General features: G+C 71.2%; 24 protein-coding genes. 16 read left to right on the forward strand and 8 right to left on the reverse strand.

The window, feature by feature from the left end:
• Window positions 1-17 precede the first annotated feature (17 nt).
• A complete protein-coding gene (locus AB0K12_RS12795; protein ID WP_364559201.1) occupies window positions 18-1,817 on the forward strand; it encodes an ABC transporter ATP-binding protein in 1,800 nt (599 codons plus the stop codon).
• Window positions 1,814-3,517, forward strand: a complete 1,704-nt coding sequence (locus tag AB0K12_RS12800) for an ABC transporter ATP-binding protein (RefSeq protein WP_364559204.1) — start codon at window positions 1,814-1,816, stop codon at window positions 3,515-3,517. Before AB0K12_RS12795 ends, AB0K12_RS12800 begins: the two co-directional genes overlap by 4 nt.
• On the opposite strand, the gene AB0K12_RS12805 is transcribed toward AB0K12_RS12800, so the two are convergent.
• On the reverse strand, window positions 3,495-4,142 hold the full coding sequence (locus AB0K12_RS12805) for a helix-turn-helix domain-containing protein (protein ID WP_364559206.1): 648 nt from the start codon (window positions 4,140-4,142) through the stop codon (window positions 3,495-3,497). The two genes, AB0K12_RS12800 and AB0K12_RS12805, sit on opposite strands and share 23 nt — an antisense overlap.
• A gap of 128 nt (window positions 4,143-4,270) precedes the next feature.
• On the opposite strand from AB0K12_RS12805, the gene AB0K12_RS12810 reads away from it, so the two are divergent.
• The 5 genes from AB0K12_RS12810 to AB0K12_RS12830 are packed head-to-tail and all read left to right on the forward strand — an operon-like array spanning window position 4,271 to window position 10,097.
• Complete coding sequence (locus AB0K12_RS12810) at window positions 4,271-5,344, forward strand: Gfo/Idh/MocA family oxidoreductase (RefSeq protein ID WP_364559209.1); 1,074 nt, start codon at window positions 4,271-4,273, stop codon at window positions 5,342-5,344.
• Between the two features lie 38 nt (window positions 5,345-5,382).
• Entirely contained in the window at window positions 5,383-6,141 is a 759-nt protein-coding gene (locus AB0K12_RS12815; protein WP_364559212.1) for a phytanoyl-CoA dioxygenase family protein, read from the forward strand.
• Window positions 6,142-6,146: 5 nt separating this feature from the next.
• Window positions 6,147-7,064 (forward strand): sugar phosphate isomerase/epimerase, encoded by a 918-nt coding sequence (locus tag AB0K12_RS12820; RefSeq protein ID WP_364559215.1) that lies wholly within the window; start codon window positions 6,147-6,149, stop codon window positions 7,062-7,064.
• A 13-nt stretch (window positions 7,065-7,077) separates the two neighbouring features.
• Window positions 7,078-9,147 carry a hypothetical protein gene (locus tag AB0K12_RS12825; RefSeq protein ID WP_364559218.1) on the forward strand — a complete coding sequence of 690 codons (2,070 nt, stop codon included), beginning with the start codon at window positions 7,078-7,080 and terminating at the stop codon, window positions 9,145-9,147.
• Window positions 9,144-10,097, forward strand: coding sequence for a zinc-binding dehydrogenase (locus AB0K12_RS12830; protein ID WP_364559220.1), 954 nt, complete (start codon window positions 9,144-9,146; stop codon window positions 10,095-10,097). Before AB0K12_RS12825 ends, AB0K12_RS12830 begins: the two co-directional genes overlap by 4 nt.
• A gap of 52 nt (window positions 10,098-10,149) precedes the next feature.
• Here AB0K12_RS12830 and AB0K12_RS12835 read toward each other — a convergent pair whose 3' ends face one another.
• Complete coding sequence (locus AB0K12_RS12835) at window positions 10,150-11,172, reverse strand: LacI family DNA-binding transcriptional regulator (protein WP_364559223.1); 1,023 nt, start codon at window positions 11,170-11,172, stop codon at window positions 10,150-10,152.
• A gap of 220 nt (window positions 11,173-11,392) precedes the next feature.
• Between AB0K12_RS12835 and AB0K12_RS12840 the strand changes: the two genes are divergently transcribed.
• The 4 genes from AB0K12_RS12840 to AB0K12_RS12855 are packed head-to-tail and all read left to right on the forward strand — an operon-like array spanning window position 11,393 to window position 15,805.
• A complete protein-coding gene (locus AB0K12_RS12840) occupies window positions 11,393-12,706 on the forward strand; it encodes an ABC transporter substrate-binding protein (RefSeq protein ID WP_364559226.1) in 1,314 nt (437 codons plus the stop codon).
• Between the two features lie 40 nt (window positions 12,707-12,746).
• Window positions 12,747-13,706 carry a sugar ABC transporter permease gene (locus tag AB0K12_RS12845; RefSeq protein ID WP_364559228.1) on the forward strand — a complete coding sequence of 320 codons (960 nt, stop codon included), beginning with the start codon at window positions 12,747-12,749 and terminating at the stop codon, window positions 13,704-13,706.
• On the forward strand, window positions 13,703-14,611 hold the full coding sequence (locus tag AB0K12_RS12850) for a carbohydrate ABC transporter permease (protein WP_364559231.1): 909 nt from the start codon (window positions 13,703-13,705) through the stop codon (window positions 14,609-14,611). The genes AB0K12_RS12845 and AB0K12_RS12850 overlap by 4 nt, the downstream gene beginning before the upstream one ends.
• Window positions 14,612-14,614: 3 nt before the next feature.
• Window positions 14,615-15,805 carry a hypothetical protein gene (locus AB0K12_RS12855; RefSeq protein ID WP_364559233.1) on the forward strand — a complete coding sequence of 397 codons (1,191 nt, stop codon included), beginning with the start codon at window positions 14,615-14,617 and terminating at the stop codon, window positions 15,803-15,805.
• 20 nt (window positions 15,806-15,825) lie between these two features.
• On the opposite strand, the gene AB0K12_RS12860 is transcribed toward AB0K12_RS12855, so the two are convergent.
• On the reverse strand, window positions 15,826-16,176 hold the full coding sequence (locus AB0K12_RS12860; RefSeq protein WP_364559235.1) for a Rieske (2Fe-2S) protein: 351 nt from the start codon (window positions 16,174-16,176) through the stop codon (window positions 15,826-15,828).
• Between the two features lie 87 nt (window positions 16,177-16,263).
• On the opposite strand from AB0K12_RS12860, the gene AB0K12_RS12865 reads away from it, so the two are divergent.
• Window positions 16,264-17,394, forward strand: coding sequence for an amidohydrolase family protein (locus AB0K12_RS12865; RefSeq protein ID WP_364559238.1), 1,131 nt, complete (start codon window positions 16,264-16,266; stop codon window positions 17,392-17,394).
• A 4-nt stretch (window positions 17,395-17,398) separates the two neighbouring features.
• Here the strand turns inward: AB0K12_RS12865 and AB0K12_RS12870 are convergent, their stop codons facing one another.
• The gene (locus tag AB0K12_RS12870) at window positions 17,399-18,622 is read right to left on the reverse strand and encodes an endo-1,4-beta-xylanase (protein ID WP_364559240.1); all 1,224 of its coding nucleotides are present in this window, start codon (window positions 18,620-18,622) and stop codon (window positions 17,399-17,401) included.
• 115 nt (window positions 18,623-18,737) lie between these two features.
• Between AB0K12_RS12870 and AB0K12_RS12875 the strand changes: the two genes are divergently transcribed.
• Window positions 18,738-19,118, forward strand: a complete 381-nt coding sequence (locus AB0K12_RS12875; RefSeq protein WP_364559243.1) for a DUF6578 domain-containing protein — start codon at window positions 18,738-18,740, stop codon at window positions 19,116-19,118.
• Here the strand turns inward: AB0K12_RS12875 and AB0K12_RS12880 are convergent.
• Window positions 19,088-19,408, reverse strand: a complete 321-nt coding sequence (locus AB0K12_RS12880) for a hypothetical protein (RefSeq protein WP_364559246.1) — start codon at window positions 19,406-19,408, stop codon at window positions 19,088-19,090. The genes AB0K12_RS12875 and AB0K12_RS12880 overlap by 31 nt on opposite strands.
• A 55-nt stretch (window positions 19,409-19,463) precedes the next feature.
• Window positions 19,464-20,558 (reverse strand): hypothetical protein, encoded by a 1,095-nt coding sequence (locus tag AB0K12_RS12885; protein ID WP_364559249.1) that lies wholly within the window; start codon window positions 20,556-20,558, stop codon window positions 19,464-19,466.
• Between the two features lie 194 nt (window positions 20,559-20,752).
• On the opposite strand from AB0K12_RS12885, the gene AB0K12_RS12890 reads away from it, so the two are divergent.
• Window positions 20,753-22,087, forward strand: a complete 1,335-nt coding sequence (locus tag AB0K12_RS12890; RefSeq protein ID WP_364559251.1) for a glycosyl hydrolase family 65 protein — start codon at window positions 20,753-20,755, stop codon at window positions 22,085-22,087.
• A gap of 68 nt (window positions 22,088-22,155) precedes the next feature.
• Here AB0K12_RS12890 and AB0K12_RS12895 read toward each other — a convergent pair whose 3' ends face one another.
• Window positions 22,156-23,046, reverse strand: a complete 891-nt coding sequence (locus tag AB0K12_RS12895) for a helix-turn-helix transcriptional regulator (RefSeq protein ID WP_364559254.1) — start codon at window positions 23,044-23,046, stop codon at window positions 22,156-22,158.
• A gap of 157 nt (window positions 23,047-23,203) precedes the next feature.
• Between AB0K12_RS12895 and AB0K12_RS12900 the strand changes: the two genes are divergently transcribed.
• Window positions 23,204-24,274, forward strand: a complete 1,071-nt coding sequence (locus AB0K12_RS12900; protein WP_364559257.1) for a kelch repeat-containing protein — start codon at window positions 23,204-23,206, stop codon at window positions 24,272-24,274.
• Between the two features lie 313 nt (window positions 24,275-24,587).
• On the opposite strand, the gene AB0K12_RS12905 is transcribed toward AB0K12_RS12900, so the two are convergent.
• A complete protein-coding gene (locus AB0K12_RS12905) occupies window positions 24,588-25,154 on the reverse strand; it encodes a hypothetical protein (protein WP_364559260.1) in 567 nt (188 codons plus the stop codon).
• A 245-nt stretch (window positions 25,155-25,399) separates the two neighbouring features.
• Between AB0K12_RS12905 and AB0K12_RS12910 the strand changes: the two genes are divergently transcribed.
• Window positions 25,400-26,437 (forward strand): hypothetical protein, encoded by a 1,038-nt coding sequence (locus AB0K12_RS12910; RefSeq protein ID WP_364559263.1) that lies wholly within the window; start codon window positions 25,400-25,402, stop codon window positions 26,435-26,437.
• Window positions 26,438-26,459: the final 22 nt, after the last annotated feature.

The raw sequence follows: 26,459 nt of genomic DNA on the forward strand, positions 1-26,459 counted from the left end.
AAATTGAAGGGAGCGCGATGACCGCCATCGACTCCGCGCCGTCGGCGACGCGGCGCGAACGTGTCCGTGACCCCGCGGACGACGCGAGCATGACAGCCCTGCTGCGCCCGCACCTCCCGGCCTTCGCCGCCGTCGTGACCCTCCAGATCGCCGGCGCGCTGGCCGGTCTGGCGCCGCTGCTGGCGGTCGTCGAGCTGGGCCGCACCCTGCTCGCGCCCGGCCCGGCCGATCCCGGCCACGTGCGGACGGTCGTGATCGCGGGCGCCGCGGGACTGCTGGTCCGGCTCCTGTGCACCGCCGCCTCGTCAGGGCTCGGGCACGTCCTCGACGCCGACGTGCAGCTCGGGCTGCGCCGGAGGCTGGCCGCGCGGCTCGGCCGGGCTCCGATCGGCTGGCTGTCCCGCCGCAGCACCGGCGAGCTGGCCAAGGTGGCAGGCGAGGACGTCGGCGCCGTGCACCCGCTCATCGCGCATGCCCCGGGCGAGCTGGTGGCGGCGTTCGTGGTGCCGGTCGCGTCGCTGGTCTACCTGCTCATGATCGACTGGCGGCTCACGCTCGTCACGCTGATCCCGGTCGCACTCGCCCTCGCGCTGGTGCCGCTGCTCATGCTGCCCGCCAGGGCGCGCGAGCAGGAGGAGTTCGACGCGGCGATGGGGCGCATCGCGGGCTCCGTGGTCGAGTTCGTGCAGGGGATCGCGGTGGTGAAGGCGTTCGGCGGGTCGGGACGCGCCCACCGCGCGTTCCTCGTCGCCGTGGACGACTTCATCGCCACCTTCGTGCGCTGGGTGCGCGGGATGTCGCTGGTCGCCGCCGGGATGCAGCTCGCGCTGTCGCCGCCGTTCGTGCTGCTGGTGGTGCTGACCGGCGGCGCCGCGCTCATCTCCGATGGCGGCCTGGCTCCGGCGGACCTGCTGCCGTTCCTGCTGCTCGGGCTGGGGCTGACCGCTCCTGTGGCGGCACTCGGCCACGGCTTCGACGACCTGACCGCCGCGGGCCGCGCGCTCGGCCGGATCAAGGACGTGCTCGCCGTACGCCCCCTGCCCGAGCCCGCCACGCCCGTCACGCCGCACGGGCACCGGGTGGAGCTGCGCGGCGTGCGCTTCGGCTACGAGCCCGGCTGCGAGGTGCTGCGCGGCGTCGACCTGGTGCTGGAGCCCGGCACCACGACCGCCGTGGTGGGCCCGTCGGGCGGCGGGAAGTCCACGCTGGTCCGGCTGCTGCCGCGGTTCTTCGACCCGGAGCACGGCGCGGTCCTGCTGGGCGGCGCCGACCTGCGCGACATCGACGCGGACGAGCTCTACCGGCGGGTCGCGTTCGTCTTCCAGGACGTGCGGCTGCTGCGCGCGCCGGTCGCCGGCAACATCGCGCTCGCGGTGCCGTACGCGAGCCGCGACGCCGTCGTCCGCGCCGCCCGGCTGGCCGGCATCCACGACCGAATCATGGAGCTGCCGCGCGGCTACGACACCGTGATCGGCGAGGAGGCGCGGCTGTCGGGCGGCGAGGCGCAGCGCGTCGCGCTCGCCCGCGCGCTGCTGGCCGACGCGCCCGTCCTGGTGCTCGACGAGGCCACCTCCTTCGCCGACCCGCAGACCGAGCAGGCGGTACGCCGCGCGCTCGCGAGCCTCGGCGGCGACAGGACGATCCTGGTCATCGCCCACCGTCAGGAGACCGTGGCCGGCGCCGACACCGTCGTCCTGCTGGAGGACGGCGTGATCACCGAGCGGGGAGCGCCCGGCGAGCTGCTGGAGCGCGGCGGCAGGTTCGCCGCCTTCTGGCACGCCAGGAATCCCACGCGCCAAGAGGAGGAGCTGCGATGATCACCACGCTGCTGCGGGTGCTGGGCGACGCCTACGCCCGCCCGATGCGCCGCACCCTGGCCCTGATGACGGTGGCCGCCGTCGCGGAGGGCCTGGCGTACGCGCTGCTCGTCCCCGTCCTGCGGGCGCTGCTCGGGGGCGAGCCGGCCACGGCGTGGCTGGTCGCGTTCGGCGCGGCGGTGGCCGGTTACGCCGTGCTGCGCTACGCCGCCGACCTGTCCGGCATGCGCGTCGGCACCACCCTGCTGCGCGGCATGTACCACCGCCTCGGGGAGCACCTGGCCAGGCTGCCCATCGGCTGGTACGACACCACCCGCGTCGGCGAGGTCTCCGTCATGGCGGGCCGCGGCCTGCTCCAGGCGATGGGCGTGGCCGCGCACCTGCTGGGGCCGTTCGTCTCCGCGCTGGTGACGCCGCTGACGATCGTGGCCGTGATGACCGCGTACGACTGGCGGATGGGCCTGGCCGCGCTGGCCGCGGCGCCCGCCGTCGTGGCGGTGCAGGCGCGGGCCGCCCGCGCGACGGCCGCCGCCGACGCCGACCGGCACGAGCGCGACAAGGAGGCCACCGGCCGGGTCATCGAGTTCCTCCAGGCCCAGCCCGTGCTGCGGGCGGGCGGCCGGAGCAGTGAGCGGTTCGCGCTGCTCGACGACGCGCTGCGGGGCGTGCGGCGGGCCTCCCGCGCCGCGGTGCTGGCCACGGTGCCCGCCGCCGTGGGCCTGACGCTCACCGTGCAGGTGGTCTTCACCGCGCTGCTGGCACTCGGCGCCTACCTGGCGCTGGGCGGGAGCATCGGCGCCGCCGAACTGCCGGCGATCCTGGTGCTGGCGGCCCGCTGCGCCGACCCGCTGCTGTCGCTGTCGGAGATCGGCGGCAAGCTGCGCGCCGCGCGCGCCGAGCTGGACCGGCTGGACGCCGTGCTCCGCACCGAGCCGCTCCCCGAGCCCGCGACGCCGGTCCTCCCCGACCGGCATGACCTGGAGCTCGACGCGGTCACCTGCAAGCATGGCGACCGCACGGTGCTGGACGGCGTGTCGCTGACCGTGGCGCAGGGCGAGCGGCTCGCCGTGGTCGGGCCGTCGGGCGCGGGAAAGAGCACGCTGCTGCACCTGCTCGCCCGCTTCTACGACGTGGACGCGGGCGCCGTCAGGGTCGGCGGCGTGGACGTGCGCGACATCGGCGCCGAGGCCCTCATGTCCCGCGTCGCCATCGTCTTCCAGGACGTCTACCTCTTCGACGGCACCATCGAGGAGAACGTCAGGCTCGGCCGGCCCGGCGCCACCGACGCCGAGGTCAGGGCCGCGGCGCGGGCGGCCCGGCTGGACGAGGTCGTCGAACGCCTGCCCGGCGGCTGGTCGGCGCACGTCGGTGAGGGCGGCGCGCTGCTGTCCGGCGGCGAGCGCCAGCGCGTCTCCATCGCGCGGGCGCTGCTCAAGGACGCCCCCATCGTGCTGCTCGACGAGGTGACCTCCGCGCTCGACCCGGTCAGCGAGGCCGCCGTGCACGCGGGCATCGAGCGGCTGATGGCGGGCCGCACGGTGGTGATGGTCGCGCACCGCATGCGGACGGTCCGGCGGGCCGGCCGCATCGTGGTCCTCGACGGCGGCCGGGTGGCGGAGGAAGGCGGCCACGACGAGCTGGTGCGCCTGGGCGGCCGGTACGCCGCGTTCTGGGCGGTCAGCGCAGCAGACCGTCGATGAGCGCCGCCAGCGCCTCCCGATGCGTGTCGCGGGCGTTGAGCTCGGCCCAGCGCCCGGCCAGCGCCGCCAGCCTCGGATGCGTGCCGCCGCGCAGCCCGGCCACCACCCGGTCCTCGTACGCGGGGACGCCCGCCCGGCGGCGCGCGCCCTTCACCCGGATCATCAGGTCACCGACGATGTAGAACCAGATCGACCGGTAGACGAACAGCGCGCGCTCCGGCGGGTTGCCGCACTCGACGGCGGCGTCGATCATCTCCTCGACGAACCACAGCGCGGAGGGCGCGATGAGGTCGCCGCCCGCCAGCACCTCCACGATCCACAGCCGCTCGGCGAGCTCCTCGTACAGCAGGGCCGCCACCGCCAGCAGCCGCTCGCGCGGATCCTCCGGCAGCTCGGGGCGGGGGAGGGCCTTGGCCTGCTCCTCCATCAGGAGCAGCAGCAGCTCGTCCTTGTCGCGTACGTGGTAGTAGAGCGTCATCGGCGCGCTGCCCAGCTCCTGGGCCAGCCGGCGCATCGACAGCTTCTCCGGGCCCTCCGAGCGCAGGATGCGGTCGGCCGCCGCCAGGATCGCCTCGAGGGTGAGGCGCGGCGGGCGGCCGACGCCCTTCGCGCGGTCCTGTGCCATGGTCACCAGCCTATGGGGAGCCGTCCCGCCCGTCGCACGGGCGTTGACCCGACGGTGTGCGTCCCTTTACCGTTGCTCTGCAAACCGATTTGCATCGCTGGGGGACACCACCACCGAAAGGCGAAGAGTTGAGCAAGCTGCGCGTCGGCGTCATCGGGCTGGGCGAGGTCGCCCAGGTCATCCACCTGCCCGTCCTCGAATCGCTGCCCGACCGCTACGAGCTCGCCGCGATCTGCGACATCTCGCCCGGCCTGCTGGAGCGGATGGGCGAACGCCACCGGGTCGGGCGCCGCCACACCGACTACCGGGAGATGATCGCCGCCGGCGGTCTCGACTGCGTGATCGTGCTGAACAGCGACGAATACCACGCCGACTGCACGATCGCGGCACTCGACGCGGGCCTCGACGTGCTCGTCGAGAAGCCGATGTGCCTCAGCCCCCGCGAGGCGCAGGACGTCATCGCCGCCCGCGACCGGTCGGGCAGGACCGTGATGGTCGCCTACATGCGGCGCTTCGCCCCGGCGTTCACCGAGGCGGTCGAGCGGCTCCCCGAGCTGGGCCCGATCCGCTACGCCCGGGTGCACGACGTGATCGGCGAGAACCGGCTCATCGTCGACCAGACCTCCTACGTCGACCGCCCGGACGACGTCCCCCAGGAGGCGATCGACGACAAATGGGCGCGCAGGTCCGCGCTGGTCAAGGAGGCGATCGGGGACGTCCCGCAGGAGCTGGAGTGGACGTACGGGCTGCTGTGCGGCCTCGGCAGCCACGACCTGTCGGCCATGCGCGAGCTGCTCGGCCGCCCCGAGGAGGTATCGGCGGCCAAGATGTGGCGCAGCGGCGGCTACGTCGTCGCCCTGCTCGACTACGGCGACTTCGTCGTCACGTACGAGACGGGCGTGGACCAGCAGCTGCGCTACGACACCTACATCGAGGTGTACGGCGCGAGCGGCACGATGAAGGTGCGCTACGACACCCCGTACGTGCGGCACTTCCCGACGACGCTGCACCTGGAGCTGACCGACGGCGACTCCTACGAGCGCTCGGTGCGCCGCCCGCACCTCAAGGACCCCTACACCTATGAGCTCGAATACTTCCACGAGGTCGTCACCACCGGCGCGACGCCGAAGACGACCCCCGAGGACTACCTGCAGGACATGGAGCTCTTCATCGACATCATCCGGGCCCTGGACAAGAGCTGACCCCCACAACTGGAACCCCCCGGAAAGGCGCCACCGCGATGACCGAGACCCTGACCGACGCCGACGTCGCCTTCTTCCGCGCGAACGGCTACCTGCTGCCCGGCCGGCAGCTGCTCACCGAGGAGCGCCTGACCCGGCTCGAACTGATCTTCAACGAGCACCTGAGCGCCAAGGGCGACAAGCTCTCCGACGAGCTCGACACCCCGCACTACCGCGACGACCGGCTGCTGGACTTCCTGCTCTCCGACGAGGTGCTCGACTGGATCGAGCCGCTCATCGGCCCCGACATCGCGCTGTGGTCGAGCCACTTCATCTCGAAGGACCCCTTCACCGGCCGGGCGACCCCCTGGCACGAGGACAGCGCGTTCTGGGAGGGCCGCTTCGACAGGTACGACAGCATCGTCACGATCTGGCTGGCGCTGGAGGAGGGCTCGTTCAAGGAGAACGGCTGCATGCGCGTCATCCCCGGCTCGCACCTCAACGGCGGCTTCTCCGACGGCTACCGGCCGACCGACATGACCGCGCAGACCTTCCACGCCGAGCTGCCGGGCGTGGACGAGTCGAAGGCCGTCTCCTTCGAGCTGAGGCGCGGCGAGTTCTCCATGCACGACGGCCGCATCGTGCACGGCGCCCGCGCCAACACCAGCGCCACCCGCCGCACCGGCTACACCATGCGCTACTTCCCGAGCTCGGTGAAGATGCAGGACGTCCCGCAGAACGAGGGCTGGAAGATCTGGCTGGCCAGGGGACGTGACCTGGCCGGCAACGACTACGCCAACGTCCCGGCCGGCCGGTGAGCCGGATGAGACTGGGGCTGCTGACCGCCTGCCTGCCTGGCGAGCCGCTGGAGGACATCGCCCGCTGGGCCGGCGGCCACGGCTACGCCGCGCTGGAGATCGCCGCCTGGCCCGACCGGCCCGGCCGCGACTGGGAGGCCAGTCACCTGGACGTCGAGTCGTTCGGGAAGGACGACGCCGCCCGGGTGAGCGCGATGCTCGACCGGCACGGCCTGAGCGTGTCGGCGGTCGCGTACTACGAGAACAACCTGCACGCCGACCTCGAGGTCAGGGAGGCGACGCACGAGCACCTGCGCCGCTGCGTAGACGCCGCGCAGCTGCTCGGCGTGGGGCTGGTCGGCACCTTCGTGGGCCGCGACGTGACGCTGACCGTGGCGGAGAACCTGCGGCTCGCCGAGCGGGTGCTGCCGCCGCTGGTCGAGTACGCCGCGACCAGGGACGTCCGGCTCGTCATCGAGAACTGCCCGATGGAGGGCTGGCACCCCGACGGCTACCCGGCCAACCTCGCCTACTCGCCCGAGCTGTGGGGCTGGCTGGCCGAGCTCGGCCTGTGGCTCAACTACGACCCCTCGCACCTGGTCTGGCTCGGCATCGACCCGCTGGCCGCGCTGGAGGCGCACGCGGACAGGATCCTGCACGTGCAGGCCAAGGACGTCGAGGTGCACGCCGCCGCCCGCGACAGGTACGGCGTCTTCGGCCGGGTGCTCGACCGGCGGCCCTGGGAGAGCGGCTGGTGGCGCTACCGCATCCCCGGGCTCGGCGAGGTGGACTGGCGGCGCCTGATCGACGCGCTGCATCAGCACGGGTACGACGGCGTCGTCTCCGTCGAGCACGAGGACCCGGTCTGGAGCGGCAGCCCCGAGCGGGTCCGCCAGGGCCTGACCATCGCGCAGCGCACCCTCGACCCGCACGTCAACGTCTAGGAGGGCCCTGCCCATGCACCGCGGTGTCTACTTCGACGCCTGGTTCCCCCGCCAGCACTGCTATCACCCGAGCCTGCCGCCCCGTCGCCTGCGCATGATCGACGACCTTGAGGACTACCGCGCGACCGTGCTGGTGTGGGCGTCCATGGGCGGCGGCTCGCTGTCCCTGCCCTACCTCGAACAGGAGGCGTTCGGCCCGGTCGACGCCCGCTCGCGCTTCTACGGCTTCGTCAACGACAGCGAGTTCGTCGCCGCCTGCCACGAGCGGGGCATCAAGGTGCTCGGCATCGTCTTCGAGGCCCAGGGCTGGGAGTTCCCCGTCGAGCTGACCGAGGAGGAGGACGCCGTCCTCGCCATCAACGAGCTGCGCGGCGCGGGCAGGCGCGGCTGGATGGGGCTGCGCGAGTTCAGCGCCAACCGCTACCCGAAGCTGTGGAAGCCGGTCGAGCACTACTTCCCCGGCGGGCTGGTCAACTCCGACGGCGAGCCGGTCACCGACCTCATCGAGGAGTGCGTGGCCCGCGACATCCACGGCGAGCCCTGCCACGCCCACTGGGTGGAGTGCCCCGACCGCGAGCACCAGTGCTTCTACATGGACCGCAACAACCCGGTCTGGCGCGAGTACCTCAAGGCCGTGATCAGGATCCAGATCGACGCCGGCGTGGACGGCATCCAGCTCGACGAGGCCGAGCTGCCCATGGGGGCCTTCCAGTACGGCGCCTGCTTCTGCAAGGACTGCATGAAGGGCTTCCGCGCCCACCTGCAACGGCTCCCCGAGGCGGACCCGGCGCTCGACGGGGTGGACCTGGAGACCTTCCACTACGGCGAATGGCTGCTCGCCCAGGGCCACGACTTCAAGACCGGCCGCGAGTCCACGCCGCTGTTCGGCGAGTACTACGCCTTCCAGTGCCTGTCGATCAAGAAGTACTTCGCCGAGCTGGCCGGCTACGCCCGCGACTACGCCCGTTCGCGGGGCCGGGAGATCATCGTCTCCGGCAACTTCTTCAACTGCGAGCCGATGTACCTCGCGCTCGCCGACGACGTCGATCTCGTCATCACCGAGATGCGGAACACGACGTACCGGCAGCCGGAGTGGTACCGCTACGTCGCGGCGTTCGCCGGCGACAAGGACGTCGTCGTGGTCGAGAACCCGTACGGCGGGGTCGTCCCCGAGCTGATCGGCCTGCTCGGGGAAGGCAAGGGCTACGACCTGTTCCGGCTGTCGCTGTTCGAGGCGGCGGCGATGGGCGTCAACATGTCGGTGCCGTACGGCTCGTGGATGGGCAGCGTCATCGAGGACTCCTTCTCCGCGCCGCACGGCCTGGCCGCCGAGATCCAGGACTTCCTGGCCGGGCACGAGGGGCTGTTCGCGCGCCGCACGGCCAACGAGGTCGCGGTGGTCTTCAGCGTCGCGAGCACGCGCGAGCTGATCGGCAAGGCGGACGTCAGCGACAACACGGCCAACGCCCGCGACGAGTCGGTGGTGGTGCCGTACCGCGTGGTGACGGGGACGCTGTCGGAGTCCGCGGTGCCGTACGACGTGGTGATCTGGGCGGACGGCGTCACCGCGCCCGACCGGGCGGACGGGAGCGGGCTGCTGCGCTACTCGACCGTCATCCTGCCGGACGTCTTCGCGCTGACCGAGGGCCAGGCCGCCGCCGTCCGGCGCTACCTGGCGGCCGGCGGGACGGTCGTCGTCACCGATCGGGTGGCGGACGCGCTGCCGCGGCACGACAACGTCCGCGCCGCGCGCCACGACGTGCTCGGCGAGCTGCTGCCGCACGGGCGGCAGGTGGAGACCCCGGCGCCGGTGGCCGCGAACCTGCACCGCCTGGCCGGTGGCTCCTACGCGCTGCACCTGGTCAACTACGACTACGACCGCTCTGAGGACGCCGTGCGGGTGCGGACCGGCGTGCCGCTGCGCGTCCGGCTGCCCGAGTCCAGGCCGCACGCGACCGCGGTGGCGAGCGACGGGACGCGGACGCCGCTGGAGGTGACGCGGGAGGACGGCGTGCACGTCGTCCGGGTGGGCACGCTGGGCGTCTACACCATCGTCGTCTTCCACGACGGGGAGCCGGCATGAGGATCGCGGCGCTGCGCGGGCGCGGGAAGTGGGTGGTCGAGGAGGCTCCGGTGCCGGCGATCGGGCCTGACGAGGTGCTGGTCAGGGTCGTGGCGTCGGGCGTGTGCGCGTCGGAGCTGGAGCCGTGGCTGACCGGACCGCCCGAGGGCACGGCGCGCTACCTGGGCCACGAGGTCAGCGGCGTCGTCGCCGAGGCCGGCGCCGGCGTGAGCGCGTTCTCCGCCGGTGACCGGGTCGGCGTGTGGGTGACCGAGCGCGGTTTCGCCGAGTACGTCGCGGTACGCGCCGAGCACTGCTTCCCCGCCGGCTCGGGGCCGCTCGACGAGGCCCTGGCCGAGCCCCTCGCCTGCGCGGTCAACGCCGTGGAGGCCGCCGGCGTCCGGTTCGGCGACGACGTGGTGGTCATCGGGGCCGGGTTCATGGGGAACCTGGCGCAGAAGCTGGCAGCCCTGCGCGGGCCCCGGCAGCTCATCGTGGCGGACGCGCGCGCCGACGCCCTGGAGCGGGCCGCCCGGCTCGGCGCGACCAGAACCGTGGACGTGACCAGGGAGTCGCTGCCCGACGTCGTACGCGCGCTCACCGGCGGGCGCGGCGCCGACGTCACCTTCGAGTGCACCGGCACCCAGCGCGCGCTCACGGCGTGCGGCGACATCACCCGCATGAGCGGCACGATCGCGATCGTCGGCTTCCACCAGGGGGCCGACCGGTCGATCCCGCTGGCGTACTGGAACTGGATGGCCTTCACCCTCGTCAACGCCCACTTCAGGGACGTGAACGTCATCATGCGCGGCATGGCGACCGGCATGCGCCTGCTCGCCGGCGACGTGCTGTCGATGGACGGCCTGGTCAGTCACCGGTTTCCGCTGGAGGAGATCAACGCCGCGTTCGCCGCGCTGCGCGACAAGCCGGAGGGCTTCGTCAAGGCGGTGGTGACGTTCCCCGAGGAGTGACGCCGGCGCGGCCTCCGCGCCGGCGCGCCCCGGCGGGGGCGGCCGCCCCGGCTCAGGCGGTGCCGCGCTCGACCAGGGGGCAGGGCAGCACGACCGTGCGGCCGGTGCCGGTGTAGCGGCCGGACATGCGGCTCAGCAGCAGGTCGCCGGCCGTGCCACCGGCCTCGTACGCCGGGTTGCGCACGGTCGTCAGGTGGGGCGTCACGATGGTCGCGGCGTCGACGTCGTCGAAGCCCACGATGGCCACGTCATCGGGCACCGACAGCCCCAGCTCGTGGGCCACGTCGAGCGCGCCGATCGCCATCAGGTCGTTGGCGCAGAAGACGGCGTCGGGCCTGCTCGTGAGCGTCATGAGGGCCTTCATCGCGGTGTAGCCGCCCTTGCGGGTCCAGTCGCCGCGCACCATGCGCTCGGCCGGCACCTTCCGCTTGGCGGCCTGCATCGCCGAGCGGAAGCCCGCGGTGCGGGCCATGCCGTAGTGGGGCGGGCCCTGGATCATCGCGATGCGCTTGTAGCCGCGCGCGGCGAGGAAGGCACCCGCCGCGCGCGAGCCGGTCTCGTCGTCGGGGATGACCGCGTCGCACAGCGGATGGTCGAGCTGCGCGCCGATGCAGACGATGGGCGTCTGCTGGTCGACCTCCGCGAGCTGGACCTGCGAGGCGGTCTCGCCCGAGGCGAAGACGATGCCGTCGACCCCGCGGTCCATCGCGTCCTGGAAGAACTTCAGCTCCCTGTCGTGCTGGCCGTCGGTGTTGCAGACGTACGTGCCGAGCCCGGCGGCGTCGACCGCGTCGGCCAGGCCGCGGGTGAGCACGGCGTAGAACGGGTTGGTGATGTCGGGGACGACCACCGCGATCATGTGCGAGCGCCGGGTCCGCAGGTTGCGGGCCACGATGTTCGGCCGGTAGCCGAGCTCGCGGATGGCCGCCAGCACCGTGCCCCTGGTCGCCGCTCCGACCGCACGCTTGCCCGACAGCACGTGGGAGACGGTCGTGGGGCTCACTCCCGCGTGGCTGGCGACCTGGGCGATCGTCACGCGGGAGGGTGGGCTGGGCTCAACCTCGCTCCTCGACATGGGGAGCATTCTACTGAGATTCCTGAGGCAAAACGATTTGACGGCGCACTTCGCCGTGATCGGCCGACGTGGTCTCGGGGCCGTCACAATGTGACGCGAGCCACTGTGCATCCATTGACAACCCGCCCGGACGTTGGCAAGACTTCCCGCCAGGCGCCAATCGATTTGCATCAGTCGAAGCTCCGGACCTTCCACTGAGCGAGCAGCAGGGAGCGGTGTGATGAGAATCCATGGATCCTGGACGGCCCCGGCCGTCATCGTGATGGCGCTCGCGACGACCATGAGCCTGACCGCCTGCGGAAGCGACGCCCCGCCGCAGAACACCGGCATCGGCAAGGGCACGGGCCCCGTCAAGGACCCGGCCTCGCCGCAGACCGTGACGTTCTTCTCCTGGGTCGGCAACGAGCCGCAGATGAAGAAGATGGCCGCCGAGTTCAACAAGCAGCACCCCAACATCACCATCAAGTTCGAGAACGCCCCCGCCGAGCAGGCGCAGCAGGTGCTCAGCACCCGCATCGCCGGCAACACCGCCCCCGACGTCGCCTACATCAACGCCAGCGACACCAGCGACTACGCCGCCCGCGGCGCGCTCGTCGACCTCGGCGACTACCTGGGCCGCAGCGAGGTCGTCAAGCCGGACGACTACGTCGACGGCTTCAGGACGTTCGTCACCTGGAACGGCAAGATGTGGGGCCTGCCCTTCGACGGCGAGACGACCGGCCTGTTCTACCGCACCGACCGCTTCAAGGAGGCCGGCCTCGCCGGCCCGCCGAAGACCTGGGAGGAGTTCAGGGCAGCGGCGGAGAAGCTGACCGCGAACGGCAAGTACGGCTTCGAGATGTTCGCCTCCGAGGCGGCCTACTACTTCTACCCCTGGCTCTACCAGGCCGGCGGCGCGCCGGTGAGCGCGGACGGCAAGGACGTCGCCTTCGACAGCGAGGCCGGCAAGACCGCCGCCGCCTTCTACGTGGACCTCGCCAGATACTCGCCGCGCGACTACCTCAACTCCAACTCCTACGACGGCCGGGTGGCCTTCGCCAGGGGCGACGTCGCGATGTACGTGGCGGGCGCCTGGTTCGCCGGCACGCTGACCGACGAGTACCCCAAGCTCGAAGGCAAGTGGGCCGCCGCGCCGCTGCCCGAGGGGAGCGCCGGATGCAAGACGACCATCGCCGGCGACTCGCTGGTGATGTTCAGCCAGACGAAGGTCTCGGACGCCGCGTGGCTGTGGATGGAGTTCCTGTCGCGGCCCGAGAACCTCGCCGACTGGACGTACAAGACCGAGGGCACGCTGCTGCCTCCGACGAAGTCGCTGCTCGAAGGCGAGGACCTCGCCAAGGAGAAGCCCATACTCAAGCCCTTCGCCGACCTGATGGCCTGCGGCGTCGCGAGCGCGGTCGCCAACCCCAAGTATCCGCGGGTCGAGACCATCCTGAACGAGGAGCTCAGCAAGGCCATCTACGGCGACCAGACCGCCGCCGAGGCCCTGGACAACGCCGCCCGGCAGGGCAGGGCGATCCTCGGCCGGGGCTGAGCGGCGGCGCGCGGCGGCGTACGCAGGAAGGAAGAGACAGATGGCGCAGCCGCTGATGACGACCGAGACGGACGCGGCGCCGGTGAGGAGCGGTCCTCGGCCGCCCGGCCGGCCCGGCCTGCCGGCCCGGATGTGGCGGGAACGCTCGGCGTACGTCTTCCTGATGCCCGGCATGCTGATCTTCTCGGTCTTCACGCTGGCCGCCCTGATCTTCGCCGTCTACCTGACGTTCCACCGGTGGAGCATCATCGAGCCGGACAAGCCGTTCGTCGGCCTGACGAACTACCGCGACATGATCCACGACGAGCGGTTCGTCGAGTCGGTGCTGAACACCGTCTACTTCAGCGGCGCCTCGGTGCCGCTGTCGATGGCGACGGGCCTGCTGCTCGCGCTGCTGCTCAACCTGCCGCTGCGGCTGCGCGGCCTGTTCAGGGCGGCGTTCTACCTGCCGGTCATCACGCCGTTCGTGGTCTCGGCCCTCCTCTGGAAGTGGCTCTACAACGGTGACTACGGCCTGTTCAACTACTACCTGCTGCAGGCGCACCTCATCGACGAGCCGCTGCTGTGGCTGTCGGACAAGAACCTCGCGATGCCGGCGGTGGTGCTGATGAGCGTGTGGGCGGGGGCCGGGTTCTCGATGGTGGTCTACCTCGCCGGGCTGCAGGCCATCCCCAGGGAGCTGTACGAGGCCGCCCGCATCGACGGCGCGGGCCCCTGGCAGCGCCTGCGCTACGTGACGATCCCCAGCCTGCGGCCCACCACCCTGTTCCTGCTGGTCATGGGCATCATCAGCTCCCTGCAGGTCTTCACCCAGATCTTCGTGATGACCAACGGCGGGCCGGTCAACAAGACGACGACGATGGTCTATTACATGTATCTCTGGGCGTTCAAGTATTTCGACATGGGCTACGCCAGCACGCTGGCGTTCGCGCTCTTCCTCATGCTGCTCGTGTTCACGGCGCTCCAGCTGCGCCTCGCCCGGCGGGGCTCTGCCGTATGACCGGCAACCGGTTCGGGCTGCGGCAGAAGCTGCTGACGTACCTGGTGCTCGCGCCGCTCGCGATCCTGTTCCTGGCGCCGTTCGCGTGGCTGGTCAGCGCGTCGTTCCAGCCGATGGGGGAGATCTTCTCCACGACGCCGCACTGGATCCCGCAGGACGCGACGCTGGAGGGCTACCAGGGTTTCCTGAACGTCGGCGATCTCACCAAGGCGCAGCAGGCCCAGGGGCACGGCGACTGGCGGTGGTTCGCCAACAGCGCGTTCGTCGCGCTGTCGATCACCGTGCTGCAGACGTTCTTCAACGCGCTGTGCGCCTACTCCTTCGCCAAGCGCCGCTTTCCCGGACGTAACGGGATCTTCGTCCTCTTCCTGGCGACGATGATGGTGCCGGGGCAGGTCACGCTCATCCCGAACTACCTCATCATCCAGCACATCCCCTTCTTCGGCGGGAACGACTGGACGGGCAGCGGCGGGCACGGCTGGCTCGACTCCTACTGGGGGCTGATCATGCCGGGCATCGTGTCGGCGTTCGGCATCTTCCTGCTGCGCCAGTACATGCTCTCGATCCCCGACCAGCTGCTGGAGGCCGCCCGCATCGACGGGGCCGGCGAGTTCCGGATCTTCCGCTCGGTGGTGCTGCCGCTGTGCGGGCCCGCGCTGGCGGCGAACGCGATCTTCACCTTCCAGGGGGCGTGGGAGGACTTCTTCTGGCCGCTGATCATCATGTCCAGCCCGGACAAGATCACCGCACCGGTGGGTCTTGCCCTGTTCGTGGTCCAGAACCGTACATCCTGGACCTTGTTGTTCGCCGGGTCGGTGATCGCGGTGCTGCCGATGATCGTCGTGTTCCTGGTCTTCCAGCGGAGGTTCGTGCAGGGCATCGCCCTCACCGGGATCAAGGGGTGAATCGTGACGGCGCAAAGTCCTGACGAGGTACGCGACCTGCTCGCCCGGCTGCTCGACGCCGGGAACGGCGTGCTGCGCTGTGCGCCCGCCTGGGTCGCGCGCGACTTCCTGCCGCCGGGCAGGCGGCTCGGCCTGCCCGAGGACGCCTACGACGTGGGCGAGCGGGGCGCCGTCTGCGAGCGCTGGCTCGCCTCGACGACGAGGGCCGACAACCGCGTCGGGCCGCCCGACGAGGGGCTCAGCCACGTGGTGGGGGAGCACGGCGAGCGGCTCCTGCTGCGCGACGCGGTCGCCGCCGACCCGGCCGCCGTCCTGGGCGCCGCGTACGCCGCCGCGCATCCCGCCGGGCTCGGGCGGCTGGCGAAGATCTTCGACTACGCCTACCGGCTGCCGTACCACATCCATCCGCCCCAGGAGTACGCGGCGCTGGTCGGCAGGAATGCCAAGGACGAGTCCTACCATTTCCTGCCTGGTGTGGACATGGGGGCGCATCCCGAGACGTTCTTCGGGGTGCACCCGTGGATCGCGGAGCAGGGCGCGTACGAGGTGCTGCTGCCCTACCTCGTCGACTGGGACAGCGACCTGATACTCCGGCACGCCCGCGCTGAGCTGCAGGTGCCCGGCGAGGGGTTCCACGTGCCGTCCGGCGTGCTGCACGCCCCCGGCACGGCGCTCACCCTGGAGCTGCAGGAGGACTCCGACGTCCTCGCCATGTTCCAGGCGCTGAACGCCGGCCGGATCATCTCCAAGGACCTGCTGTTCAAGGACGTCCGTCCCAGCGACCGCCTGGAGCACGGCGAGCGGTTCCCGCTCGGCTTCGTGGACTGGCGCACCAACGGCGACCCCTGGTTCTACGAGAACCGCCACCTGACCCCGCAGCCCGTTGCCGACGGGGAGAGCTGGGTCTTCTACAACACCGGCAAGTACGCCGGCAAGCGCCTCGTCGTCCCGCCCGGCGGCGTCCACCGGCTGCGCGAGCCCGGCGTGTACAGCGTGTTCGCCTGGACGGGGACGGGCACGTACGCGGGGCACGAGGTGCGCGGCGGCGAACCGGGGCTTGACGAGCTGGTCGTCACCCACGACGCGGCCGTGCGGGAGCACGAGGTCGTCAACACCGGCGCCGAGGACCTCATGGTGTTCCTCTTCTTCGGCCCCGACCTGCACACGGACGTCCCCTCGATCCCCGGCAGGTGAGTCACACGTGCAGGACCACATCACACGTGCAGGACGACCTCCCCGTCCTGCTGGGACACCCGGTACGTCCTGAGCCCCACGCGCTTCGGCTCCAGCAGCGATCGCCCGCTCTCTATGTCGAACTCCCACCCGTGCCACGGGCAGCGGACGACCCGCTCGTCCCTGCCGTACACGTACTCGTGCGGCCCGGCGGCCACGAAGGTGCCGCCCAGCGAGCCGGCGCACATCGACGCCCCCATGTGCGGGCACTTGTCGCTGATCGCGAAGAACTCCTCGCCCACGCTGACGACCCCGACCCGCCGCCCGTTCACGTCGACGATCCGGCACCCGTCCCTGCGGACGTCCTCGACGCTGCCGATCCGAACGTCCATGTCACCACTCCACTGTCCGCATGCCAATCGATTTGCTATGCATGACTATGACCGCTCAGCGGCCTCTCGGCAACCACCGGAGCCTCCATGACCGACCCCGCCACCCGTACGCCTCCCCGCTACCGGCTCGTCGACTGCGACGTCCACCCGATCACCAAGCACGGCCTCGCCGACCTGCGCCCCTTCCTGTCCGCGGCCGAGCGGCGCCGCCTCGGCCTCGACGAGCGCCGCGCCCTCACCACGACCGGGCACCGCGAGGCGGTCTCGATCCCGCGCAACATGCTCTACGTCAACCCGGCCGGCGTGCTCCGCGACGACGCCCGCGCCCCCGACGGGTCCGCACCGGGCGCCGACCCGCTCTTCACCGCGCGGCACCTGCTCGACGCCCACGGCATCGACCGCGCGGTGCTCATCGGCGGTGAGGTGCTCGGCCTCGGCGCCATGCCCGACCCGGACGCCGCCGCGATGATCGCCGCGGCCTACAACCGGTGGCTGGCCGCGACCTGGTTCGACGCCGACGACCGCTACCGCGGCTACGTCGTGGCCGGCGCGCAGGACCCGCACCTGGCGGCACGGGAGATCAGGCGCGCGGCCCAGGACGAGCGCTTCGTCGGCGTGCTGCTGCCGCTCACCGACCTGCTGATGGGGCAGCGGCACCACTACCCCGTCTACGAGGCCGCGCACGACCTCGGCCTCCCGGTCGCCGTCCACCCCAACTCGGGCGAGGGCATCTTCCGTACGTCGCCGCCCATGGCAGGCGGGACGCCGACGTACTACGTCGAGTGGCACAGCGGCCTCAGCCAGGTCTTCCAGGCGAACGTCATCAGCCTCGTCTGCCACGGCGTCTTCGAGCGCTTCCCCGGACTCAAGGTGATCATCACCGAGGGCGGGCTCGGCTGGATCCCCGACGTGATGTGGCGGCTCGACAAGAACGTCAGGGGCCTGCGCGACGAGGTGCCGTGGGTCAGGCGGCTGCCCAGCGAGTACATCGTGGACCACGTCCGCTTCACCACCCAGCCGCTGCCCGAGCCGAGGCGCCGCCACCACCTGCACGTGCTCTGCGAGATCGCGCACGCGGAGCGCACGCTGATGTTCAGCTCCGACTACCCGCACTGGGACTTCGACGACCCCCGCTACGCCTTCACCTCGCTGCCGGAGGCGATCAGGCAGCGGGTGAGCAGCGAGAACGCGGTCGAGACGTACGGAGATCGCCTCTGAGGGCTCAGAGGGGCCGGCGCGCCGGGGCCTGACGGAACGCGCGCAGCATCGCCGCGTACGCCGGCTTCGGCCGCAGGTCCTCGTCGAACGGCAGCGGCCGGCGCGCGGCCCCGTCCTCGCGGGGGTAGTCCTCCTGCAGCCATGTGTAGCGATCGCTGAGGCCGAAGCTGAGCACCACTTTCACCGCCGGCTCCTGGAGGGCCACGGACAGGTAGCGCGCGTAGACGTCCGCGACGGCCGCGTCCCTGACGGCGACGTCGGCGGGCAGGCCGTCGTCCTGGACGTCCATCTCCGTGATGAAGATCGACAGTCCGCGCGCCGCGACCTGTCCGAGGAAGCTCCGGTACGCCTGCGCGTCGAAGCTCTCGGCGAACCCGGCGGCGTTCAGGTGCGCCTGGACGCCCAGGGCGTGCACGGGGACGTTCCTGCTCTTCAGGTGGTCGATGGCCTTGAGCATCGACCTGCGGCGGGAGACCGCGTCCTCCCCCGTCTCGAAGCCGAACTCGTTGATCAGCAGCACCGCGCGGGGGTCGTGGCGGTGCGCGAGGCGGAACGCCTCCTCGACGTAGGAGGGGCCGATGGTCTGGTACCAGGGCTCCTCCGTCCAGTAGCCGTTGGCGTCCTTGTCCTCGCCGTCGGTCACCTCGTTCGCGACCACCCACGCCTTGACCCTGCCGGCGTAGTGGGCGACCTCTTTCTTGATCGTGCCGAAGAGCAGGTCGCGGGCCTCCCGCTCGCCGAGGCCGAACAGGGCGTCCGGCTCCCAGCCGTCGCCGAGGCCCTCGTCCCAGACCAGGTGGGCGGCTAGGACCGGCTGGCCGTTGCCGGCGGCGTACTGCACGATCTGGTCGCCGTACGTGAAGTCCAGCGGGGCGTCGGGTGTTGGTTTGAGCCGGTACCACAGGAGATCGTCCTCGGTGAGCAGCATGCCGCTCTCGCGCGCGTACAGCTCCGCGTAGCCGGGGTCCGGCTGCACCTGCCAGGTGGCGGCGGACGAGCCGTACCTGATCCCCTTGGCGAGGGCCGCCCGCCGCAGCGCGCCCACCGCCCCTGTTCCTGCCCCTGCCGCTGCTGTACCGGCCGCCGTCCGCCGCGGATCGCCCGCCGGCTCGGCCCAGGCCGTACCCGCCGTCACGAGCTGCGCCGGGCCACCGCCCAGCATCGCCATCGCACCCAAGCCACCACCGACGAGGAACGACCGCCTGCGGAGCCCTCCCTGATCTGCCATCGCTTCCCTCCACCGTTCCGACGGACGCGCGCGCAGTGATGCAAATCGATTTCCCTACAGATACACCCGCCTGCCATCCGTGGGAAGGCCCAAGGCCGCCGGGTACATTGCCGGAGTGAGATGGAACGTCTGGGTCGACGAGTGGCAGATGGAGTGCTGCGGCGACCCCTTCCACGTCGGATCGACGGTCACCTGGACCCTCGCCCCCGCCGACCGCGAGTGGCTGACGCGCGCCCTGGGCGAGGAGACCGCCGCCACCATCGAGTGGGGCGAGGACCACCACGACGAGCCCACCCCCGCCCACATCACCGTCGAAGCCCAGGTCAAGCAGATCTCCGCCGTCCACGCCCGCCACGTACAGGCGGAGGGCGAGCCCTACCTCCACCCGACCGACGCCGTCCTGACCCCGCTCACCTCAGCCGACGGCTCACGCCCGCCGACCTCCGACGACCGCGACTTCATCGGCTACGTCGTCACCCTGGAAGCCGCCGAATAACCCTTCTCACACCCGCAGCGCGGTGACCCCTTCAGCTCCATGGCCTCCCGCTGCATCACCCGCTCACCGTCCGCCCCCTTGTCAGGCCAGCGGATGAGCACATCGGGCCGCTTGGTGCGGCCGAGGTAGCCGCCGCCGTTGACCAGGCGGTGCAGGAAGGCCATGAGGATGATTTGGCAGGCTGCCTCGTGGTAGCCCTCCTGCTGGATGAGGACTTCGCCGTGCTCACGCCAGAACACGACGAACTCGCGCAGCAGGCGGGGCAGGTCGAACCGACCGTCGGGCAGCACGAAGCTGCGCGGATCGGCGTGGACGTTCTGCTCCGGGAGGTCGCCTGCATGACCGCTACAGGAGTCTTTCTGGTCTGGTGGCTGCTTCTTCTCGGAGTGCGGTGACGAAGGACTGGCGGGCTTCCTGCGAGTGGGGGTTCTGGGTGTGGCGCTGGTAGAGCTGCCAGCAGGTGTTGATGCCGTGGAGCAGGTTGTCAAGGAGGTCGGGGGCGGGGCGAGCGGGGTCGAGTGAGGTGAGGGGCAGGTAGATGGTGTCCGGGCTGAGGTCGAGCTTGGCCTGATCGGTCCGGACCCTGTCGATGAGCTGCTGGGCGGCCGTGATGCGGTCCTGCACTTCGAGGATGCCGATGAGGTGGCCGTCGGCGACGTTGAGTGCATTGCGGATGAGGGGCATGATGACATGCCTGGCGCGGGCGCCCGAGTTCATGGCGGTGGTGATGTCGGTGAGGCTCTCCAAGGCCAGCGGTTTGTCGGGCTGCTCGGCGCCGGCCACCACGTGCATCGGGTGCATGCCGGTGTGCAGAGCGGTGACGTTGAGTGCGGCGTGGAACCAGTGGGCGGCGGCGATGGTGGCCGCGGTGGGGTCGACCTGGGTGCGGAGGTCCTGATTGCCGAAGGGGTTGTCGCGGAGCAGGCGGTCCGCCTGCGAGATCTGCAGGGGCGAGGCGTCCTCACGGCTGAGGGTGACGGCCTGCTGGGCCCGGTCGGACAGGTCGCCGCGTTCGGCCTGTTCGATGGCGGCGAGTTCGGCGGCGACGTCTGTGGTGACCTGCGTCGTGAGCTGAGAGGTGTCGAGTACGCGTAGGGCGCGGGCGAGGTCATGGGCGGCGTGCTCGACCTTGGTGCTGATCGGCCGGTCGCTGGGCCGGGACGCGGTGATCAGGGGGAGGACTTTGGCGAAGGCGTCGCGTTCCTGTTGCCGATGCCAGCCGAGGCCGCTGGGGTTGTGCCGGTCGGCGGCGCTGGCGGGGTGCGTGTAGGAGCGCCAGCAGACGTGGGACAGGCGGGTCAGCGCGCCGGCGAGTTCGCGGGTGTTGTGGGGGAGCTGGTCGTGGGTGAGCCGGGCCACGATGATGGCGGTGTCGCCGATGCCGGTGCTCCACAGGGCGAGCAGCGTGTTGTGGGCACGGTCGATGGCATACCGAGTCACGGATACCTCTTCAAAGAGAAAGGGGGCCAGAGAAAGAGCTCTGCTCACGGCAGTTCTGGACACGCCCAGGATGCTGGATCGGCCGCTCAGGTGAAGCCTTTTTCGCCATTGTTCTGCGTCTCTGATCAGCGCTTTTGTTGGGATACGCGGCATAAATCCTTCCGCCAGGCGAGGGCGACAAGTACCATTCCGGCATGCCTCGCCCGCCCGCGCTGATCTGTCCGGACTCCGCCCTTACCCGGATTTATGCGGCAGCCCAGCACAACCTGCTGAACATCAACACGATCGGCGGCGTCATCCGCGCCGGCGGCGGCTACGCGGACCCGTGGACCAGGGACGCCTCGATCAACGCCTGGTACGCGGCCAGCCTTCTGTCCCCGGACGCCGCCCGCGACACCCTCCTCGCGGTGGCCGGTGACACGCTCGTCCAGCAGGACGACCAGTGGTGGGACCAGATCATCTGGGCGGTCGCCGCCTGGCACCACGTGCTGGTGACCGGTGACGAGGACTTCCTGCGGCGTGCGTACACGATCGCCGCCGCGACCATGGACGTGCTGGACGAGGAGCGGTACGACGCCGCGTACGGGCTCTATCGCGGCCCCGCCGTCATGCAGGACGGCATTTCGGGCTACCCAGAGCCGCCGAACGATCCGCGCATCGGCTCGAGCTTCGTGCTCGACTATCCGCGGGCTCACGCGATCATGTGCCTGTCGACCAACGCCGTCTACGCCGCCGCCCATCGGGCGCTGACGATGATGGCGGGCGCGCTCGGCCGCGACGGGCGCCCGCATCTGGAGCGGGCCGAGGCGACGGCGGCCGCGGTGAACCGGTGGCTGTGGCGCGAGGAAGCCGGGTTGTACGGATATTTCCGGCACGAGGACGGCCACTTGGACCCCCACGAGGAGACGCTCGGCCTCGCCCTGGCCATCATCTTCGGCATCGCCGACGACCGGCAGGCGGCTCTCATCGCGGCGAACACGCACCGCGAGCCGCACGGCGTCGTCAATGTCTGGCCGCACTTCGACCGCTACGGTCCCGAGCGTCCCGGCCGGCACAACGCGAGCTGCTGGCCCATGGTGATGGCCGTCTGGGGCGACGCCATGGCCAGGATCGGGCGTACGGACCGGTTCCTGGAGACGCTGACCGACCTCGTGACGCTGTTCGGCGACGACGGCCTCTACGAGGTCTACCACCCCGTCACCGGCCGCCCGGACGGGGGCTGGCAGCAGGGCAGGCCATGGCAGTCGGAGCCCGACCAGACCTGGTCCGCCACAACCCTGCTCGGCCTGGTCCACCATGGCCTGTTCGGCCTGCGGTTCGAGCGCGAGGGCATCCGCTTCGCGCCCGCCGTACCGAGCGATTGGGGCGAGGCGACCCTGGACGGCTTGCGCTACCGCGACATGACCCTGCGCGTCACGGTGTCGGGGAGCGGCACGACGGTACGGGACGTCCGCCTCGACGGCCACGAGGCGGACCTGCTGCCGGCCACGCTGACCGGCCTTCACGAGGTCAGGCTCACGCTCGCCTGAGCCGATCACAGCGGTCGGGGAGAAGGAAATGAACGGCGTCGATGCGGAATGGCCTGTGCCCGACCACGTCAGCCGGTCGAAGCGTCCGCGTTCACGTCCGGATCGCTGACGTGCACGCCCTCCGGGCTCATGTCCTGGGTGCCGATGACCGACAGCAGCTCCAGCTGGGCCGCCCCCCGGCTGCCGGGTGGTGCGGTGAACCACAGCAGGCGCTGGCGGCCGTCCTCGCTGAACAGGCTGTGGCAGTCCACCTCGATGATCCCCAGCACCGGGTGGACCAGGCGCTTGTGGTCGGCGCGGCGCAGCGCCACGTCATGGGTGTCCCACAGGGCGGCGAATTCGGCGCTGCGCCGCCGCAGCGCGGCGACCATCTGCGCCACGTGCGGGTCGCGGCCGCGGCGGGCGGCGACCGCTCGCAGGTCGGAGACGAAGACCCGCGAATGGTGCGGGTGCTCCTCCGGCGGATAGAGGGCGCGGGCGGCGGGGTCGGTGAACCAGCGGTAGACGTAGCTGGCCTTCGGGCCCTGCCGCATCGGGTGTCGGCCGATCAGCGCGGCGGCCAGGTCGTTCTGGACGAGGGTCGCGTGCAGGTCGGTGATGATCATCGCGGGCGTCGTGGCCAGCCGGTCCAGCATGGCCAGCATGGACGGCTGGACGTGCGTGGTCGTGCTGTGCGCCGCAGGGACGGGCCGTTCCGCGAGATGGAACAGGTGATCGCGCTCGTCGCCCGCCAGCCGCAGCGCGCGGGCGAGCGCGGCCAGCGTCTGGGCCGACGGCTGGGCGCCCCGCCCGCGTTCGAGCTCGGTGTAGTAGTCCGCTGACAGGCCCGCGAGCTGCGCGACCTCCTCCCGGCGCAGCCCGGGCACCCGCCGCCGGGTGCCGGCGGGCAGGCCGACGTCCGCCGGACGGACGCGGGCGCGGCAGGTCTTCAGGAACGCGGCGAGTTCGCGGAGGTTCACCTCTCCATCGTGACCTCCAGCGGTGGCCGTAGCCAGGGGGTGACAACCCCTGGGTGAACGCAGCCCTGGCCCGCGGCCGGATGGCAGGCGAGCGTGAACGGGACCCAAGGCGTTCGTGGCCCGACGGCCCGAGCACCGACGAAGGCTAGGAGGCAACATGAGACGTGGTATCGCCCTGCTCCTCGGCGCGGTCCTCGCGGCGAGCCCCGCCCTGCCCGCTCACGCGCACCCCGACCACCCGACGCCCACGGCGACCGCGACGGTTCCCGCCGTCGAGCCGGTCTACGGGAAGGGGTGGCGGCCGCGGGCGGCCATCGGCCAGGGGCCCCGCCAGGAGCACAGCGTCACCGCGGTCGGCCACCGGGTGTACCTCATCGGCGGCATCATCCCTGACGCGGCCGGCGGCGTCGAGACCACCGGGCGGATGGAGGTCTATGACACCCGGCGTGACACCTGGTTGACGGCGGCCCCGCTGCCCGTCCCGATGAACCATCCCAACGTGGCGACCGTCGGCGGCCGGATCTACGTGCTCGGCGGGCTGTCCGGCGGCGCGTCGTGGCAGGCACTGCGGGACAGCTTCGTGTACGACCCGCGTACCGACAGGTGGACGCCGCTGCCGCCGATGCCCGCCGGCATCGAACGGGGCAGCGCCGCCATGGGCGTGCGCGGGACGAAGATCTATCTGGCGGGTGGCATGCGCACGCTGACGCCCGGCCCCGGCGGCCTCCAGGACACGGTGGACCTCGTGTCGTCGTACGACGTCGCGACCGGCCGGTGGGAGCGGCTGCCGAGCCTTCCGCAGGCGCGCGACCACGTCGGCGGCGCCGTCATCGGCTCGACCTTCTACGTGCTCGGCGGCCGCGACCGGGGCCAGGTCAACGTGCGCGACACCGTGTACGCGCTCGACCTGCGGGCGCGCCGCTGGTCGGAGCGGGCGCCGATGCCGACGGCCCGGGGCGGGATCGCCGCCGCGGCCGTAGACGGCAAGATCTACACGTTCGGCGGCGAGGGACGGCACGACGGGACGAACCCGAACACGGTCTTCTCCGAGACCGAGGCGTACGACACGGCGCACGACCGCTGGGTGCGCCTGGCACCGATGCCGGTGCCCCGGCACGGCACCGCCGCCGTTGCGGTGGGCGGCACGATTTACATCCCGGGCGGCGGCACGGCGGCCGGCGCGGCCCCCGTGGACGTCAATGACGTCTACCGCCCGGCGGCCTCGTAGCCGGAAAGACGGCCGGGCGGGACAGGAGGGCCACCACCCCCAGGGGGATCGCCAGTAGTCGCCGCGGGCGTGCGCGGTCAGCTCCTGTACGGCGTCGCCGGGCGCGATCACCTCGCTGGACGGGCTTGTCAGGCCGGGCACGTCCAGCCCGAGCCACCGACGCTCCGGTGTCAGGTGGCGGCGCCGTGTACCACCGCTGATCCTGGCCTGTTCCTCCCGCATCCGCACGGCGTCCCGCGGGTGGGCTGCGCGGCCTTCGAGCTCGTCTCTGAGGGCGCGGAGCCCGCCCTCCAGGGCTGTACGACGGGGGCCGTCAGGGGCGCGGGTCGATGACGTGCAGGCGTTCGGCGGTGGTGCCGTGACCGAGTAGGCGGACCAGGTCGGACGTGCCGCCGGCGCCGTCGCCAGGCCGGCCGTCCCAGACGACGACCGCGCGCGGCTCGGGGTCGAGGGCGCGTGCCAGCCGTACCATCCACTCGTTCGTACGCGCGAACACCTCGTCACCGCGGCCCGGCTCCCCGGGCAGTACGGCGACGCGGGCACGCCGGCACAGCCGCTCGAACCGTTCGCGCCAGTCGGTGCCCGCCAGGTCCACCGACCGGCGGGCGAAACCCTCAGGCGGCAGCGCCAGGCACAGGCGCACCGAGGCGCCGCGGAGGAGGGCCTGTTCGGCGCCGATGATGTCCGCGCCGCGCGCGCCGCCGCAGATCACGGTGGTGCCCGGGCCCACGTGCCAGGCGTCGAAGGCGGCGCTCATGGCGGCGGTCACCGCGCCGACCAGCGCCTGGGGGAAGCGCGGCGGGTTCCTGCCGGGGGCGTCGACGAGGTGGCCGCTCACGATGAGCGCGCGGGGCACGTCTTCGTCCGGGGTCTGCTGCACAGGGTCCACCACCGCCTCAGGTCACCGGTCACGCTATCCACCCATGATCGGCGTTACCAAGGGGTTATTGACAGCACTTCGGTCCGACCGTAACGTTGCCGTATGAACACTCAAGTTTGAATATTTATTCAAGCTCTCAACTCAGGAAATGCTAAGGAATGCAGTCTGCCTGTCATTTCCTGATATTTCCGCCCGTCCCCGTGCATACCGGCGACCCCCGTTCGGCACCTCGAAGGGAACCTCCCATGAAACCGGTGACCGGCCTCCGCAAGGCCGCCACGCCCAAAGCCGCCGCCGCGACCTTGCTCCTCGCCGCCACCATCGTCGCGACCAGCCAGAGCGCGGCGTCTGCCGCCCCCTGTGACGACCGTCTCGTCGGATGGGGGACGGTCCCCGGCTACGGTTTGAGCACCACGACGGGCGGCGGTGACGCGACGCCCCAGACCATCACCACGCTGGAGGAGCTGGAACGGTACGGCGGTGACGCGACGCCACGGGTGCTGCGCATATCCGGAAAAATCACCACCGGTTCGTACGCCGTCGACATCGCCAGCAACAAGACCCTCATCGGCGCCGACGAGAACGCCACCATCCACGGCGGCATCAACATCGCCCCCGGCAGCAGCAACATCATCGTCAGGAACCTGAACGTCGAGGGCTTCTGGCCCGACTCAGGGCCGGACGACACGATCTCCGCCCGCGGCGCCCACCACCTGTGGTTCGACCACCTCAACATCTGGGACGCCGGCGACGGGCTGCTCGACCTCACCAAGGGCTCGGACCTGATCACGGTCTCCTGGGTGAAGTTCTGGTACACCGACCCGTCCCACCCGCACCGCCTGGCCAGCCTGAACGGCTCCGACGCCAACGACGACGAGATCGACGCGGGGAAGCTGAACGTCACCTACCACCACAACTGGTTCGCCGACCTGGTCGACCAGCGCATGCCGCGCGTCCTGTTCGGCAAGGGGCACGTCTACAACAACTACTACACGACCGTCGACAACAACTACGCCGTGGGTGCCGGCGCGCTCGCCTCGGTGCTGATCGAGAACAACTACTTCAAGAAGACCAACAACCCGCACCAGTTCATGTACGTGCGGCCGTCGTACATCACCGCGCGCGGCAACGTCTACGACCAGGCCACCGGCCTGCGGGACACCGGCGCGGGCGGCACCGGCGGCGGCGTCACCCCGTTCACGAAACCGCCCTACCCCTACAAGGCCGACAACGCCCACAAGGTGCCCAGCGTCGTGACCCGCTGCGCCGGCCCGACCCTGTGATCAACGGTGAGGGCCGGCTCGG

Origin of the sequence: Nonomuraea sp. NPDC049419, assembly GCF_040676995.1 — a bacterium.
GTDB classification, from domain to species: Bacteria; Actinomycetota; Actinomycetes; order Streptosporangiales; family Streptosporangiaceae; genus Nonomuraea; species Nonomuraea salmonea.

Excerpts from the sequence above, each read along its gene's own strand:
- AB0K12_RS12795 (WP_364559201.1), top strand. The coding sequence starts at position 18 with ATGACCGCCATCGACTCCGCGCCGTCGGCGACGCGGCGCGAACGTGTC.
- AB0K12_RS12800 (WP_364559204.1), top strand. The coding sequence starts at position 1,814 with ATGATCACCACGCTGCTGCGGGTGCTGGGCGACGCCTACGCCCGCCCG.
- AB0K12_RS12805 (WP_364559206.1), bottom strand. The coding sequence starts at position 4,142 with ATGGCACAGGACCGCGCGAAGGGCGTCGGCCGCCCGCCGCGCCTCACC.
- AB0K12_RS12815 (WP_364559212.1), top strand. The coding sequence starts at position 5,383 with ATGACCGAGACCCTGACCGACGCCGACGTCGCCTTCTTCCGCGCGAAC.
- AB0K12_RS12820 (WP_364559215.1), top strand. The coding sequence starts at position 6,147 with ATGAGACTGGGGCTGCTGACCGCCTGCCTGCCTGGCGAGCCGCTGGAG.
- AB0K12_RS12825 (WP_364559218.1), top strand. The coding sequence starts at position 7,078 with ATGCACCGCGGTGTCTACTTCGACGCCTGGTTCCCCCGCCAGCACTGC.
- AB0K12_RS12830 (WP_364559220.1), top strand. The coding sequence starts at position 9,144 with ATGAGGATCGCGGCGCTGCGCGGGCGCGGGAAGTGGGTGGTCGAGGAG.
- AB0K12_RS12835 (WP_364559223.1), bottom strand. The coding sequence starts at position 11,172 with ATGTCGAGGAGCGAGGTTGAGCCCAGCCCACCCTCCCGCGTGACGATC.
- AB0K12_RS12840 (WP_364559226.1), top strand. The coding sequence starts at position 11,393 with ATGAGAATCCATGGATCCTGGACGGCCCCGGCCGTCATCGTGATGGCG.
- AB0K12_RS12845 (WP_364559228.1), top strand. The coding sequence starts at position 12,747 with ATGGCGCAGCCGCTGATGACGACCGAGACGGACGCGGCGCCGGTGAGG.
- AB0K12_RS12850 (WP_364559231.1), top strand. The coding sequence starts at position 13,703 with ATGACCGGCAACCGGTTCGGGCTGCGGCAGAAGCTGCTGACGTACCTG.
- AB0K12_RS12860 (WP_364559235.1), bottom strand. The coding sequence starts at position 16,176 with ATGGACGTTCGGATCGGCAGCGTCGAGGACGTCCGCAGGGACGGGTGC.
- AB0K12_RS12865 (WP_364559238.1), top strand. The coding sequence starts at position 16,264 with ATGACCGACCCCGCCACCCGTACGCCTCCCCGCTACCGGCTCGTCGAC.
- AB0K12_RS12870 (WP_364559240.1), bottom strand. The coding sequence starts at position 18,622 with ATGGCAGATCAGGGAGGGCTCCGCAGGCGGTCGTTCCTCGTCGGTGGT.
- AB0K12_RS12890 (WP_364559251.1), top strand. The coding sequence starts at position 20,753 with ATGCCTCGCCCGCCCGCGCTGATCTGTCCGGACTCCGCCCTTACCCGG.
- AB0K12_RS12900 (WP_364559257.1), top strand. The coding sequence starts at position 23,204 with ATGAGACGTGGTATCGCCCTGCTCCTCGGCGCGGTCCTCGCGGCGAGC.
- AB0K12_RS12910 (WP_364559263.1), top strand. The coding sequence starts at position 25,400 with ATGAAACCGGTGACCGGCCTCCGCAAGGCCGCCACGCCCAAAGCCGCC.